This is a genomic window from Trichloromonas sp., assembly GCF_034006665.1.
Taxonomy (GTDB): Bacteria; Desulfobacterota; Desulfuromonadia; order Desulfuromonadales; family Trichloromonadaceae; genus Trichloromonas.
This window is the reverse complement of sequence record NZ_JAVESI010000027.1, coordinates 16,599-30,804: the sequence shown is the minus strand read 5'-3', so window position 1 is coordinate 30,804 and position 14,206 is coordinate 16,599. Positions and strand designations below refer to the sequence as shown.

General features: G+C 61.5%; 16 protein-coding genes. 15 read left to right on the top strand and 1 reads right to left on the bottom strand.

Annotation, left to right across the window (positions count from 1 at the left end; translation table 11 throughout):
• The first annotated feature begins 30 nt into the window (after nt 1-30).
• Both RBR25_RS11170 and RBR25_RS11165 read left to right on the top strand, forming a co-directional pair.
• A complete protein-coding gene (locus RBR25_RS11170; RefSeq protein WP_432819632.1) occupies nt 31-558 on the top strand; it encodes a YkgJ family cysteine cluster protein in 528 nt (175 codons plus the stop codon).
• A 145-nt stretch (nt 559-703) separates the two neighbouring features.
• The gene (locus tag RBR25_RS11165; protein ID WP_432819631.1) at nt 704-2,119 is read left to right on the top strand and encodes a YihY/virulence factor BrkB family protein; all 1,416 of its coding nucleotides are present in this window, start codon (nt 704-706) and stop codon (nt 2,117-2,119) included.
• Here RBR25_RS11165 and RBR25_RS11160 read toward each other — a convergent pair.
• Nucleotides 2,062-2,784: a UDP-2,3-diacylglucosamine diphosphatase gene (locus tag RBR25_RS11160; RefSeq protein ID WP_432819630.1), complete on the bottom strand. Its 723-nt coding sequence runs from the start codon at nt 2,782-2,784 to the stop codon at nt 2,062-2,064. The two genes, RBR25_RS11165 and RBR25_RS11160, sit on opposite strands and share 58 nt — an antisense overlap.
• Nucleotides 2,785-2,844: 60 nt before the next feature.
• On the opposite strand from RBR25_RS11160, the gene sppA reads away from it, so the two are divergent.
• From sppA to RBR25_RS11095, 13 genes are all read left to right on the top strand, one after another.
• Nucleotides 2,845-3,789, top strand: coding sequence for a signal peptide peptidase SppA (gene sppA, locus RBR25_RS11155; RefSeq protein WP_432819629.1), 945 nt, complete (start codon nt 2,845-2,847; stop codon nt 3,787-3,789).
• Nucleotides 3,786-4,235: a nucleoside recognition domain-containing protein gene (locus RBR25_RS11150; RefSeq protein WP_432819628.1), complete on the top strand. Its 450-nt coding sequence runs from the start codon at nt 3,786-3,788 to the stop codon at nt 4,233-4,235. Before sppA ends, RBR25_RS11150 begins: the two co-directional genes overlap by 4 nt.
• Nucleotides 4,235-4,672, top strand: coding sequence for a nucleoside recognition domain-containing protein (locus RBR25_RS11145; protein ID WP_432819627.1), 438 nt, complete (start codon nt 4,235-4,237; stop codon nt 4,670-4,672). The genes RBR25_RS11150 and RBR25_RS11145 overlap by 1 nt, the downstream gene beginning before the upstream one ends.
• 82 nt (nt 4,673-4,754) lie before the next feature.
• Nucleotides 4,755-5,102, top strand: coding sequence for a hypothetical protein (locus RBR25_RS11140; RefSeq protein WP_432819626.1), 348 nt, complete (start codon nt 4,755-4,757; stop codon nt 5,100-5,102).
• A 202-nt stretch (nt 5,103-5,304) separates the two neighbouring features.
• On the top strand, nt 5,305-5,649 hold the full coding sequence (locus RBR25_RS11135) for a hypothetical protein (protein ID WP_432819625.1): 345 nt from the start codon (nt 5,305-5,307) through the stop codon (nt 5,647-5,649).
• A gap of 107 nt (nt 5,650-5,756) precedes the next feature.
• Nucleotides 5,757-7,013: a tetratricopeptide repeat protein gene (locus RBR25_RS11130; RefSeq protein ID WP_432819624.1), complete on the top strand. Its 1,257-nt coding sequence runs from the start codon at nt 5,757-5,759 to the stop codon at nt 7,011-7,013.
• A complete protein-coding gene (locus RBR25_RS11125; protein WP_432819623.1) occupies nt 7,010-9,466 on the top strand; it encodes a heavy metal translocating P-type ATPase in 2,457 nt (818 codons plus the stop codon). Before RBR25_RS11130 ends, RBR25_RS11125 begins: the two co-directional genes overlap by 4 nt.
• A gap of 53 nt (nt 9,467-9,519) precedes the next feature.
• Nucleotides 9,520-9,984, top strand: a complete 465-nt coding sequence (locus tag RBR25_RS11120) for a TIGR00725 family protein (RefSeq protein WP_432819622.1) — start codon at nt 9,520-9,522, stop codon at nt 9,982-9,984.
• Between the two features lie 2 nt (nt 9,985-9,986).
• A complete protein-coding gene (locus RBR25_RS11115) occupies nt 9,987-11,018 on the top strand; it encodes a DHH family phosphoesterase (protein WP_432819621.1) in 1,032 nt (343 codons plus the stop codon).
• 63 nt (nt 11,019-11,081) lie between these two features.
• Nucleotides 11,082-12,146, top strand: coding sequence for an N-acetylmuramoyl-L-alanine amidase (locus tag RBR25_RS11110; RefSeq protein WP_432819620.1), 1,065 nt, complete (start codon nt 11,082-11,084; stop codon nt 12,144-12,146).
• A 12-nt stretch (nt 12,147-12,158) separates the two neighbouring features.
• Nucleotides 12,159-12,893, top strand: a complete 735-nt coding sequence (gene rph, locus RBR25_RS11105) for a ribonuclease PH (protein WP_432819619.1) — start codon at nt 12,159-12,161, stop codon at nt 12,891-12,893.
• Nucleotides 12,894-12,896: 3 nt separating this feature from the next.
• Entirely contained in the window at nt 12,897-13,490 is a 594-nt protein-coding gene (locus RBR25_RS11100; protein ID WP_432819618.1) for an XTP/dITP diphosphatase, read from the top strand.
• A gap of 10 nt (nt 13,491-13,500) precedes the next feature.
• Complete coding sequence (locus RBR25_RS11095; protein ID WP_432819617.1) at nt 13,501-14,079, top strand: flavodoxin family protein; 579 nt, start codon at nt 13,501-13,503, stop codon at nt 14,077-14,079.
• Nucleotides 14,080-14,206 lie beyond the last annotated feature (127 nt).

Genomic DNA, 14,206 nt, shown 5'->3' with positions numbered 1-14,206 from the left:
ACTGAAGACTGAAGACTGAAGGCGGAAGGGATGGAGAGGCTGAGGAATTATCGGCAGCTGGTAGCGCGGGTGGATGAGCTTTGTGCCCGCATCGAAGCGGACTTTCGTGAGCAGATCGTCTGTCGCTTGGGGTGTGACGGCTGTTGTCGCCATCTCTCCCTCTTCCCGGTGGAAGCGGCGGCGCTGGCGGCGGCGCTGGCCGAAGCTCCGGCGGTGTTGGCCGCGGAGATCCGTGACCGGGCTCGCGCAGCGGCGGAGGACGGCCCCTGCCCGCTGCTCAAGGATGGCGCTTGTCGGCTCTATGAAGCGCGTCCCCTGATCTGCCGCACTCACGGCCTGCCCCTGCTCGGCCGCCGTGACGGCGAGCGTTTTATCGATTACTGCCCGTTGAATTTTCAGGGGATGGAGAGCCTTCCCGCTTCGGCGGTCATCAATATGGAAACGTTGAACGCGACCCTGGCGGCGGTCAACCGCCTCTTTATCAAGGAGTCGGGCGACGAGGAAACTCGTGCCGAGGAACGAATCAGTATCGCCCGGGCGTTGCGGAAAAATATCTGAATCATATTATTGTTCAGGTGTTTAAGTCATATTTATTGATGAAATGGATAAGCCTGAAAAAGGCTGTAGATCACTACAGAGCTCGCTGTCCTCTGTGGTGCGGCCTTTTCTGCTTTATTCCCCAGGCCGTTGCCACGGAGGTTGCATGTCGCTGATCGCTGAGGGTCGGAAAAGGCTCCGGACCTTTCTGGAAGAGGATCTCTGGCGTCTGGAGGCGGAGAGTCTTTCCCGCCCTCGCGCCTTGCTGCTGCGTCAGGCGCGGGTGGTGATCGCGGCTTTCCAGGGGTTTTTCGCCGATCGCTGCATGCTGCGTGCTTCGGCGTTGACCTTCACCACCCTCTTGTCCGTCGTTCCCCTGCTGGCCCTGATGTTCGCCCTGCTCAAGGGTTTCGGCGTGCAGAACACCCTTGAACCGCTGATTCTCAACAATCTGGCGCCGGGGACCGAGGATGTCGTTGCCCAGATCCTCCATTACATCGACAACACGAATGTTGCCCGGCTCGGGGTGGTGGGACTCGCCGCTCTGGTGTTGACGGTACTCACCCTCCTTTCCAATATCGAAAAGAGTTTCAATCACATTTGGGGCGTCAACGAAACCCGGCCGCTGCTGCGGCGTTTCTCTGACTATTTCTCCGTCGTTACCATCGGCCCGATTTTCGTGCTGGCAGCCATCTCAATGACCTCTTCGCTGGCCAGCAACGAGCTCATCGCCCATTTGCGGGAGAACAGCTATCTCGGGCCGCTGGTGCCGCTGCTGTTCAAATCGATCCCTTATGTCGGTATGTGGATCACCTTTACCGCCCTTTATATCTTCATGCCCAATACCCGGGTCAACACCACGGCGGCCCTGGTCGGAGGAATTCTCGGGGGGACTCTCTGGCAGTTGGCCCAATGGGGCTATGTTCATTTTCAGGTCGGGGTCGGACGCTACAACGCCATCTACGGTACCATGGCGGCGTTGCCGATCTTCATGGTCTGGCTCTACGTGAGCTGGTTGATCGTGCTGCTCGGGGTCGAAGTCAGTTACGCCTGGCAGAATCTGCGCCGGGCTTCCAGCGATATCCGCGGGCCCGAGGTCAATTTCGCCAGTCGCGAACTGGTTTCCCTGACGGCCATGCTGGTTATCGCAGAGAACTTCTATCGCGGTGAAAAACCCTGGGATCTGGTGCGGATTGCCGCCCATATCAACCTCCCCCCGCGTCTGGCCCAAGACGTTCTCGGACATCTGGAAGGCCTCGGTTTCCTCAGCGAAGTGCGCGACGGCAAGGCCGGTGTTCCGGCTTATCAGCCGGGACAGGCGCTGGATACCCTGACGGTACACGATCTGCTTCAGGGATTGAAGGCGGACGGCGCCCGTTATGCCCGCCTGCGTGCGACGCCGGAACGGGAACTGGTGCGGGAGATCGAAGAGACTCTCGCGGCGGCCGGACGGGAAGCTCTGAACGGCCTGACTCTGCGCGATCTGGTCGGCAGGTTGCAAATACGGCGGGAAGGGGGAGAGGTTCAGCCTTTCGGGGAGAAACGGGCGAGGGAAAGCTTGCCATCCGCGAAGACCGCATAAGAATACTGGTCGATCCAGTCGCCAAGGGCGATCATGACGTTGCCGTCAAAATCGCGACGCGCCGGGGCATGAAAATGACCGGTAACGACCGCTTGGCAGCCGGCGGCGAAATGCCGGCGGGCGTGCTCTTCGAGAAGATGCAGAGGGGGTTCGCGGTGTAAGGAGGGGGTGTGGGAACGGCGGCTCAGAGCTCCGGCCCTGCGGGCGATGGCCCAGGCCCAATCCGGCGGAAGGATGGTGGCGAGGGCGCGCAGGGGGCGGCTGCGTAAAATGCGGCGCAGCAAACGGTAGCCCCGATCGGCGGGGTCGATCAGGTCGCCGTGGCTGATATGGATTTTTTGGCCGTCGAGCTCGATGACGCCGCCGTCGGGGAGGATGTCGCAGCCTAAGGTTTCGGCGAAGTAGGGGCCGAGATGGAAGTCATGGTTGCCTTCCACGTAGACGATGCGGGTTCCCGCTTCCCGCAGCTCGCGCAGGGCTTCGAGCAGCGGCACATAGGCGGAAAAGACGCACCAGCGGTAGCCGATCCAGAATTCGAAGATGTCGCCGAGCAGTACCAGGGTGCGTGTTTCACCCCGCTGGGTGCGGAGAAAGTCCAGCAGCCGCCGGTAGTTGGCGTCTTCGGGAGCGAGCAGATGGGCGTCGGCGATGAACAGGTCTCTCATGGCGGGCACTATAGTGGGGCTCACCGGTAAAGTCAACTGACGGAAGGGGAAGGAGTTTTCATGAAGAGATGGGGGCTACTTCTGGGGTTGTTGCTGCTGGGGGGCTGTGCCTTCGTCAAGGTGCCTCTTTCCGAGCCGATGGGCTCGGCACGCGAGCAGGTGGTGGAAGGGAGTGGCCGGGCCAAGCTGGCGATGGTCGACATCAGCGGTCTGATCTCCCTGGCGCCGGTGGGGCTGGAGCGTTTCTCCAAGGAACCGCCCCTGATCCCCCGGCTCAAGGAAGAGTTGCGCCTGGCGTTGAAAGATCCCGCTGTGGTTGGGCTGCTGGTGCGCATCGACAGTGGTGGCGGCTCGGTGACGGCGAGCGATATCCTCTACCATGAACTGAAACGCTTCGGCGAGCAAAAGGGGGTGCCGGTTGTCGCCTGCGTCATGGACAAGGCCCTTTCCGGCGGCTACTACGCGGCCTTGGCCGCTGACGCCATCGTCGCTCATCCCACCGCCCTGGTCGGCGGTGTCGGTGTCATCACTTTCAAGTTTAATATCGCCGGCCTGCTTGATAAGTGGGGAGTTGAGGATGAGACGGTGAAGAGCGGTCCTCTCAAGGATTTCTGGTCGCCGCTACGTCCCAGTGAACCGGAGGAAATCGCCCTGATGCAGGGGATCACCGACCGCTTTCATCAGCGTTTTCTCAGTCTGATCGAGGAGAACCGCAAACTCAGTCCCTGCTCCCTCAAACAGCTGGGACGCGGGGGTGTTTTCGATGCAACCGGGGCCAAGGGTCTGCGTATCATCGACGAGGTCGGCTACCTGGAAGACGCCTTAGCGCTGTTACGCACCCTGGCTGGGGTCGATGAGGCGCGGGTAGTGATCTATCGTCGTCCCGGTGCCTATGCCGAAAACATCTACGCGGCGGTTGCTCCCTTTGCCCAAGCGGCGGCGCTTCTCGATGGGCTCGCCGGCGAAGCGCTTCTGCCCAGCTACCGTTACCAGTACGCTCCATGAACGAAGCTGTTCCCGACATACCCACCCGCATTCGCACCGGCTTGCGCGGAGGGGTTGCGACCGCCTTCAAGCTCTGCAAGTATGTGGTGCCCCTCTACGTGCTGGTGGACCTGCTCAAGCAGACCCCGGTCATCGCCTGGCTCGGTGCCTTTTTCGCGCCGCTGATGGGACTTTTCGACCTCCCCGGCGAGGCCGCTTTCGCCTTTGTCGCCGCTTTTTTGCTCAATCTCTACGCCGCCATCGCGGTCATGGCCCCTCTCGATTTGTCCCCCTGGCAAGTTACCCAGTGTGGGCTGATGATGGGCATCGCCCATAACCTGCTGGTCGAAGGGGCGGTGCTGCGCGGCACCGGCACCCGGGGGGGCGTGCTGACGTTGTGTCGGTTGCTCATCGCCGCCCTGGCCGGCTGGCTGCTCCTTGGCCTGCGGGCGCTGGGGGTGGGTTGATGGAAGTACTTTTTCCCGCCTTGTTGGGCGCTGGGAAGCTGGCTCTTAAACTGCTGCTGATTATCGTACCGCTGGTGACCCTCTTCGAGGTTTTCCGTTACCTGCCCATCTTCCGCCGCATCGGCGACGCCGTCGAGCCTCTGATGCGCGGCATGGGCCTGGGTCGGGAGGCGGCGGTGCCGCTGTTCACCGGCATTTTTCTCGGTATCGCCTACGGTGCCGGGATCATTATCCGCGTTGCCCAGCAGAAACGCCTGCCCCGCAGGGAACTTTTTCTCATGGGGCTATTTCTCGCCACGTGTCACGCGGTGGTGGAGGATACGCTGATTTTTGTCGTTATCGGCGGTGATGCCAGGCTGATTCTCGGTATCCGCATCGTGCTGGCGGTGCTGCTTACCGCAGTGCTGGCGGGGATTTGGAAACGGCGGAGGGATTAGGCGGGAAAAACTGGAGAATGGGTTTTTGTCCTGGCGGGCCGATGGTCGATAACGGCCCGCCAGGATTTTTGCGGAATTACTTTTGCTCGGCAGCGGGAGCGGCCTGCTCAGCGGCAGGAGCAGCCTGCTCGGCAGCGGGAGCGGCCTGCTCAGTGGCAGGAGCGGCTTGCTCAGTGGCAGGAGCGGCTTGCTCAACGGCCGGGGCGGCTTGCTCAACGGCCGGGGCGGCGGGAGCAGCAGCTTCTTCCTGTTTTTTGCAGGCGACCAGGGACATGGCCAACATCAGGCACAGGCTCAGGGCGATCTTTTTCATGAATTAACTTTTGCCTCCATTTTCGTGAAATATGTACCACAAGCGGCACAATGGCGCACGTTACGCCCTTTGATTGAAAAATCAAGAGAATTTTTTGGTGTTTTTTTATTTATTTAAATCAATAGATTGCAACCTTTCTCCGGCCCTTCCGCAAATATCGTGAAACGTCGACGTTTCACGACACCCGTCCATGAATCTTCCCCTGTCTCATTGCATTGTTGAACTGGCCCGCCATTTGCAAGAAATTTTGATACTTTTGCAAGTTTCTGCGACGCCATCAATTCTGCATTTCGCACCCATTCTAACCGCGGGAGCCGACATGATCTCTCTGCCGCTTATTCTGCTGCTGACGGCGCTTGCTTTCGCTCTGCTCACCCAGTTGCTGATTCCGTACCTAGAAAGGGGCGAACAGCGTCGTCGAGAAGAACTTCTCGCTGCGACCAAGGCTCTGCATTTCCTGAAAAATCGGATTAAGCCTGGGATCTACACCTTTCGCTGGGAGCGGGGGCGGATGCTTGAACCCCAGTACGAGAAGCAGGAAGGGCAGAAGGTGGTGGTGCGTTTCGCCGACGGTAAGCAGGTCACGGAAAGGCTGGAGGAGATGCCCGATGAGTTTCGCCGGCAGGTACTGCGTCTGATCCGCGCGGGGGTGCAGCCCAGGTAGGGCGGTATCCGGTTGCGTTCGCAGGAAGAGAGTGTCAGGCCCGGTGCTTTCTGTTATAGTGATATCCCCTGGAAGCTTCAGGGGATATTCGCGTATCTGGAGAGTCTATGGAAGAAGAGTTCGAAGATTTTATTGAGGAGGATCTGGCCGGCGATCTGGAGGCGGCGCAGCAGGCCCTTGATCGGGGTGAGGATCAAGTCGCCCTGGAATTGGCTGAGGAGTACCTGGAGACCAGTCCTCTCGATGTGGAAGCTCTCAATATCTGTGCCGTGGCCGCTTCCAACCTGGGGGATACCCTCAAGGCCATGGCTCTGTATCAAAAGGCCCTGCGCTTCGACCCCCAGAATGGGGCGCTGCACCACAACTACGGGGTGCTGCTGGAGCGACTGGGTGACTATCACGAGGCTTTGCGCCATTTTCAGCGCTGTCTCGACCTTCAGCCCGATTTCCCCGAAGCCTATATCAATATGGGCAACACCCTCGACGAGTTGGGACGTACCGAAGAGGCCTTGGCCATGTACGATCAGGCCCTGCGCCGGGCGCCGGACGCCCCCGATGTCTATTTCAATCGCGGCTATGCCTTCAACCGTCTCGGTCGCTTTAGCGAAGCGGTGGAGAGCTTCACTCATGCCCTGGCCTTTGATGCCGGCGATCCCGCCGCCCTGAACGGTCTCGGTTATGCCCTCTCCGGTCTGGGGCGCGAAGAAGAGGCGGTGGAAAAGTTCAGCGCCGCCATCGCCAAGGACAATTCCGTCGCCAACTATTTCTATAACCGGGCCATCTCCCTGGTCCGTCTGGGCAATTCGGCGGCTGCGGCGAGCGATCTGGACGCGGCCCTGGCGCTGGAACCGACCTTTTACGAGGCGCTCATCGAAAAAGCCAGTCTGCTTATCGAAATGGATTCCCTCGAAGAGGCGCTGCTGGTTCTCGACGATGCCCAGCGGGTCAATCCCTTAAGCCCTGAGCCCGCTTTCTACCGGGGGGTGATCCAAGAGCGCAAGGGGCATCTGCCCGAGGCTCTGGCCGCTCTCGATGAGAGCCTGCGTCTTGATCCCGCCTCCATCTATTCTCTCAACAACAAGGGCAATATCCTTATCGACCTGGGCCGTCTCGACGAGGCCATGGCCTGTTTCGACCAGATCCTTGCCCGGACCGATGACTATCCCCTGGCCCACTACAACCGTGCCTGTATCCATGCCCTGCGCGGTCAGGTCCGCGAGGCGGCCCAAGAACTGGGCAAGGCGGCGGAGCGCGAGGCGCATTTTCTCGACGACGCCCTGAAAGATCCCGATTTTGAGCGGGTACGGGAGAGCCGCATCTTCTGCAAGCTGGTTGAAACCCGCGGTGCCGAAGGCGGGGCATGAACCACGTCAGCCTCCCCGTGGACGGCATGAGGTGCGGCAACTGCGTGGCCAAGCTGACGGGCGTGCTCACCGAACTGCCGGGAGTCGCCAAAGCGGAGGTTTCCCTGGAGAAGCGCCGCGCCTGTATCGCTTTCGATTCGTCACGAATATCGCGGGAAGATCTGGTCGCGGCCATCGTCGCCGCGGGTTTTGCCGTACCGGAGGATGCCCCCGCCGGGCCGGATTCCGTTGAAAATGAACCTCAGGGGGATGCCGGCGGCTCCTCTTCTCCGGACAAGGCGGCACGCCTGACCCTGCATCTTGGTGGAATGACCTGCGCCAACTGTGCGGCAACCATCGAAAAAGGCATTGCCAAACTGCCGGGAGTCTTCTCCTCTCAGGTGAATTTCGCCACGGAAAAGCTCACCGTCACCTTTGATGGAACGCGTCTCGACGGAAACGCTCTGCGCCGGGCGGTGGAGGATCTCGGTTATCGCGCCTGGCTTCCCGAGACCGACGACAAAGAGGATAATGCCCGCGTCCAACTCGCCTGGCTGATCTTTTCGGCGCTTCTGACCGCGCCGATTATGCCGATCATGTGGTGGATGCCCTTCGGCGCCGCTTCCCACCTGATCAACGGTCTATTGGCGACGGTGGTGCAGTTTTCCGCCGGGCTGACCTTCTATCGCGGCGCCTACAAATCCCTGCGCAACAAGAACGCCAATATGGACGTGCTGGTGGCGCTGGGGATCAGCGCCGCCTACGGCTATTCGGTGCTGGCGGTTCTCCATCTCTTCGGGGTCGAAGGTCCGGATTTCTTCGAGACCAGCGCCATGCTCATCACCTTCGTGCGCTTCGGCAAGTACCTGGAAGCCCGGGCCCGAGGGCGGGCCGGGCAGGCCCTGAAAAAGCTCCTGCATCTGCGCGCCGACCGGGCGACCTTGATTATTGACGGTGCCGAGCGTGAGGTCCCGTCCAGTCGTCTGCAACCGGGGGATCTGGTTCGGGTGCGGCCGGGGGAAAAGATCCCCGTTGACGGCGAGGTGGTCGAAGGGCATTCGGCAGTGAACGAAGCGATGCTTACCGGTGAGTCGTTGCCGGTGAACAAGGAGCCGGGGCAGGAGGTGGCCGGAGCCACCATCAACCTGACCGGCCCGCTGTTGGTGCGGGCGACGCGGGTCGGCGAGGCGACCGCGCTGGCCCAGATCGTGCGCATGGTCGAGGAGGCTCAGGGCGAGAAGGCGCCGATTCAGCGCCTGGCTGACGCCGTCTCCCAGGTTTTTGTGCCGCTGGTGGTTGCCATCGCCCTGCTGACTTTCCTGATCTGGTATTTCTTGGCCGCCGCCGGTTTCCTTTTTGCCTTCAAGGCGGCCATTGCCGTCCTCGTCATCGCCTGCCCCTGCGCCTTGGGTTTGGCCACGCCGACGGCGATCATGGTCGGCAGTTCCGTTGGCCTTTCCGCCGGAATTCTCTTCAAGCGGGCGCCGGTTCTCGAAGGCGTCTCACGGTTGCAGGTCCTGCTGCTGGACAAGACCGGAACCCTGACGCGCGGGGAATTCTCCCTTACCGATCTGCATGTGCCGGACCCGGAGCATGAGACGGAATTGCTGGAGGTGGCGGCGGCGCTGGAGTCGGCGAGCCGCCACCCCTTGGCCCGGGCGGTGGTCAAGCGGGCGCAAGAAGAGGGGCGGGCTCTGCCCGAGGTGGCAAAAATCGAAGAGATTGGCGGTTACGGTCTGCGTGGGCGTCTTGGCGAAGAAATGGTGCTGGCCGGCAGCCGGCGGCTGATGACGGAGGAAGGGATTGCTGTCGAGGACTCGCGGACGATCTGGGATGGCTGGGTAGAGCAGGGCAAGTCCCTGATCTTCGTTGCCCGCGCCGGTCGGTTGCTTGGGGTTCTCGCCTTGGCTGATACCCTCAAGGATGGGGTCCCCGAGGCGGTGCAAAGACTGCGCGATCTGGGACTCAAGACGGTGATGGTTACCGGCGACCGTCGCGACGCGGCCCTGAGCATCGCCCGTCAGGCAGGAATCGACGAGGTCGAGGCGGAAGTCCTGCCCGGTGACAAACGCGAGGTGGTCCGCCGTTACCAGCGCCAGGGCTTGGTGGTCGGCATGGTCGGCGACGGTATCAATGACGCGCCCGCCCTGGCTCAGGCCGACATCGGGATCGCCATCGGCGGTGGCACCGATGTCGCCCAGGAGACCGGGGACATCGTCCTGGTACGGGGGGATATCGGCGACGTTGCCGGAAGTATCCGTCTCGGTCGGGCGACCCTGCGCAAGATCCGCCAGAATCTTTTCTGGGCTTTTTTTTACAACGTTGTCGGCATTCCCGTTGCCGCCGGGGTACTTTATCCCGCCTTCGGCCTGACTCTTAAGCCTGAATTCGCCGGGCTGGCCATGGCCCTTTCCAGCGTTTCGGTGGTGACGAATAGCTTGTTGTTGGGACGATTCAAGGTGAGGGAAGACTGAAGGCTGAAGAAAAAAGGAAAAGGGCACGGGGTAAGGGGATGAAGCTTGGGGCGGTGATTGGGGTCATTGGGGCGGGGCGGGCGAGCGATGTCGCCTATGCTGCGGCGTGGGAGGTTGGACGACTTCTGGCCGAGGCCGGGGCGACTTTGGTCTGCGGCGGCCTCGGTGGGGTCATGGAGGGCGCCTGCCGGGGCTGTACCGAGGCCGGCGGCCTGGCGGTGGGTATCCTTCCCGGTGCCGTGGCCGGTCAGGCCAATCCTTGGGTCGGCCTGCCGATCGTCACCAACCTCGGCCATGCCCGCAACATCGTCATCGCCCATACCGCTCAGGCGCTCATCGCCATCGAAGGGGAGTACGGCACCCTCTCCGAGATCGCCGTGGCCCTCAAACTCGGCAAGCCGGTGGTTTCCCTACGCAGTTGGCAGGACATCCCCGGCATGACTCGGGTCGACACCCCGGAAGAGGCGGTGCGCAGGGTTCTAGACCTGTTGGCGGGGCGTAACCCCCTAGGAGTCTGATCATGCCCCTGAACCTCGACCATTCCCGCGATTTCTCCGGTCGTTTCATCGAGTGGATGCGCGGCAAGGGGAATATCCTGATTGTCGCCCACGACAATCCCGATCCCGATTCCCTGGCGGCGGCCATGGCCCTGCAGCACCTGATTCTGGTGAAGACCGGGCAGCAGGCGACCCTGACTCACGGCGGCATCATCGGCCGGGGAGAAAACCGGATGATGGTGCAGAAGCTGGAAATCCCCATCGAACCCATCGAGAGCCTCGACCTCGACCATTTTCAAGTGGTCTGCATGGTCGATACCCAACCGGGGACCGGCAACAACTCCTTCCCTTTGACGCGGCCGGTACATCTCGTCATCGACCATCACCCTCCCTGGGGACAATGCGGGCAGAGCCGCTGGGTCGATATTCGTGACGGGTACGGGGCTTCGGCGACCATCCTCTTCGAATATCTGACGGCCCAGGGAGTCACTATCAACACCCGCTTGGCGACGATTCTCTTTTATGCGATCAAGTCCGAAACCCAGGATCTCGGTCGCGAATGGTCCCAGGCCGACCGCGAGGCCTATCTGCGGCTGCTGCCGCTGGCCAACAACCGGATTCTTTTCGACATCACCCATCCCGAAGTGCCCCGGGAGTACTTCGCCGCCTACAGCCGGGCAATCCGCAATGCCCGTACCTACGGTTCCCTCCTCGTTTTCAATCTCTTTGCCATCGACAACCCCGATATGGTGGCGGAAATGACGGATTTTCTGCTGCGCGTCGACGGCATCAAATACGCCTTCGGCATCGGCTATGCCCAAGGCATGGGGATCGTTTCCTTTCGCACCCTTCGCCAGGATCTCAAGTCGGGAGAACTGATGAAGCGGGTCATCGGCGAGTTGGGCAGTGGCGGTGGCCATGGCATGGTCGCGGGAGGGCAGATCCGCCCTCTGGAGGGGGATCCGGCATCCTTGAGGAGGTTGGAACGCACCTTGACCCGGCGCCTCCTCGATGCTCTCGGGTTGCCGTCGGGCCGGGGCGATCGGCTGGTGTGAGTCGACATTGACAGGGGGAAATGGGCGCGGTATAAACGGCGCTTTTGCTGCGAGGTGGATTTTATGTGGCGTTTTTTGCTTCTAGTGACAGCTCTTTTTCTGTTGGGGGAGGACTGGGCTTTAGCCAGGGTTGAACTGACCCTGGTCAACCGGACGCCGGTGATTATCGAAGAGGTCTATTATCACCAGGGATCGGTCTTTCTCGCTCTGGATGACGTGCTGCCGGCACTTGATCTAAAAGGCGAGTGGGATTCCGCCGCCCGGCTCTACCAGATCTCTACCCCCTACGGCAAGATTGCTGTGGTTCCGGGCAATTCCAGTATCCGCCTCGGTTCCCAGGTGATGACGTTGCCTCAGGCGCCGCGCTTCATCGACGGCCGGTTGCGGGTTGACGAGAGCTTTGTGCGGGAATATCTGCCGGCTCTGCTGGGATTGACCGTTACCTACCGCGATCTCGATCCCCAGGAACCGCCGCCCTCTTCTGAAGTCGACTCCCTCGACCAGTTTTTCGCCAGGCTCATGGAAAAGAAGGGAATTGCTCCGGCCGCTCCGGCAAACACGGTGGTCATTGATCCTGGGCATGGCGGCGACGATCCCGGCTCCGTCGGTCTGAACGGCGCCACGGAAAAGGATGTGGTCCTGGAAATCGCCCGACTACTGGAAAAACAGATCAAGATGAAACTCGGTCTCGATCGGGTGCGCCTGACCCGGGACAGCGATTATGCCCTGACTCTCGAACAGCGCCTGGCGCCGGTCGGTGAAGCCGGCGTCGCCGCCCTGCTGCAACTTCATGCCCAGGCCGCCGTCCACCCCGAAACCAACGGCATCTATCTTTTTGTTCGTCCTCGCGAGGAAAGCCGCGGCGGTTCCCAACCGGCGGCGGGGGGTGGAAGCATGCGTCTGGCCGAGGCTCTGCGCGACGCCCTGACCCATGCCGGTTTCAACGTCGCCGGGATTCTCCCGGCCCCTCTGCTCCCCCTGGGGCGCGGGGATCTGCCCACTGTCCTCCTCGAACTGGGCTACCTCACCAATGCCGGTGATCTCGCGCGCCTTACCCGCCCCGAAGACCAGGCCCGTCTCATTCAAGCCCTTTTTGAGGGGCTGAAAACCTTTGTCGAAAGCCGATAGGAGACTTTTTTGATGTCCGATGGAAGCCACGCCCGCCTTGACGGGCGCCGTTCCGACGCCCTGCGTTCAATCCAATTCACTCGCAATTTCACCCGTTACGCCGAAGGCTCGGTGCTGGTCTGCTTCGGCGAGACCCGGGTGTTGTGCAATGCCAGTGTCGAAGAGAAAGTACCTCCCTTCATGCGTGGCGAAGGGCGCGGCTGGGTCACCGCCGAGTACGCCATGCTCCCCCGCGCCACTCACAGCCGCAGCCCGCGGGAAGCGACCAAGGGCAAAATTGGCGGCCGCACCCACGAAATCCAGCGCCTCATCGGCCGTTCCCTGCGGGCGGTGGTCGATCTCGAAGCCCTTGGCGAGCGCACCATCCAGATCGACTGCGACGTTCTTCAGGCCGACGGCGGTACCCGCACCGCCTCCATTACCGGCGCCTACGTCGCTCTGGTCGACGCCGTCAACGGTCTGGTGGCCAAGGGGCTGCTGGCGGCCTCGCCGATCCGCGAAAGCGTGGCGGCGGTGAGCGTCGGCATCGTCGACGGCTTGCCGCTGCTCGATCTCAATTACGACGAAGATTTCCGTGCCGCCGTCGATATGAACTTCGTCATCACCGGTTCCGGCCTCTTCGTTGAGGTCCAGGGGACGGCCGAGGAAGCGCCTTTCTCCCTGGCCGAACTTGACGCTCTGCGCGATCTCGCCCTCTCCGGTTGTGGCGAACTGGCCCGTTTGCAGCAAACGGTCTTGGAGGGGTAGGAGATGGAACTGCTGGTCGCTACCCGCAATGGTGGGAAACTCAAGGAAATCCGCCGACTGCTTGGCGATCTCGGAATCGCGGTCAAAGGTCTCGACGCCTTCCCCGATCTTCCCGAGGTCGAGGAGGATGGCGCGACCTTCGCCGAAAATGCCGTGAAGAAAGCGGAAACGGTCTGCCGCCTGACTGGGGTGGCGACCCTGGCTGACGATTCCGGACTGGCGGTGGCAGCCCTGGACGGCGCCCCCGGAGTCTATTCGGCCCGCTACGCCGGGGCCGGGGCGACGGATGCCGACAACAACCGCAAACTGCTGGCGGCCCTAGCCGGTGTGCCGGACAAGGAACGCCAAGGGGCTTTTCACTGCGCCATGGCCCTGGCCCGCCCTGACACGGAAACGCACGTCTTTCACGGCCGGGTCGAGGGGCTGATTCTCGATGGTGCCCGAGGGGAGGGCGGTTTCGGTTACGATCCGCTCTTTCTTGTGCGGGAATACGGCAAGACCATGGCCGAGCTGCCGTTGGAAGTGAAAAACCGCATCAGCCATCGCGGCCAGGCGCTACGGCAGGTGGTGGAGTTTCTGAAAGGCGGTGAGGAGTGAGGAGTGAACCATGAAAATTGTCGCCCTTTTCGGCAGTCCCCGCAAGGATGGTAACAGTATCGCCGTCGCCGAATCGTTTCTGTGCCGGGCGCGGCAACTTGGGGCTGAAATCGAGCGGGTTTATCTGAACGATCTCCATTTCCGGGGCTGCCAGGCCTGCGACGGCTGCAAGACTTTGACCGAGATCTGCGTGCTGCATGACGATCTGGCGCCGGTGCTTGATGCCGTCTTCGCCGCCGATCTGCTGGTGCTGGCCTCGCCCGTCTACTACGGGGACGTTTCGGCTCAGCTCAAGGCCTTTATCGACCGTACCTACGCTTTTCTTGTCCCCGGCTACATTGCCGCCGATCATCCCAGCCGTTTTCCCCGGCGCAAGCCGCTGGTCTTCATCCTCACCCAGGGGCACCGTGATCCCGAGTGGTTTGCCGACATTCTTCCCCGTTATCGCGATCTTTTTTACTGGACCGGTTTCGCCGAAACCTACCCGCTACGCATCGTTGATGTCTATCATCGCGGCGATGTGGCGAAACGTCCGGAGGTGACGGCCGAGGCGGAGCATCTGGCGGAGCGATTGCTGGGAAAATCCTAAATTTATAGTAACTGTTTAACTGCTATGGGGGACTGCCGGTGAAATAACCCCTCCCGACCTCCCCTTAGCCTAAGGGGAGGAGTTTTCATTCCCCCTCTTAAGCTAAGAGGGGGTTAGGGGGAGTTAT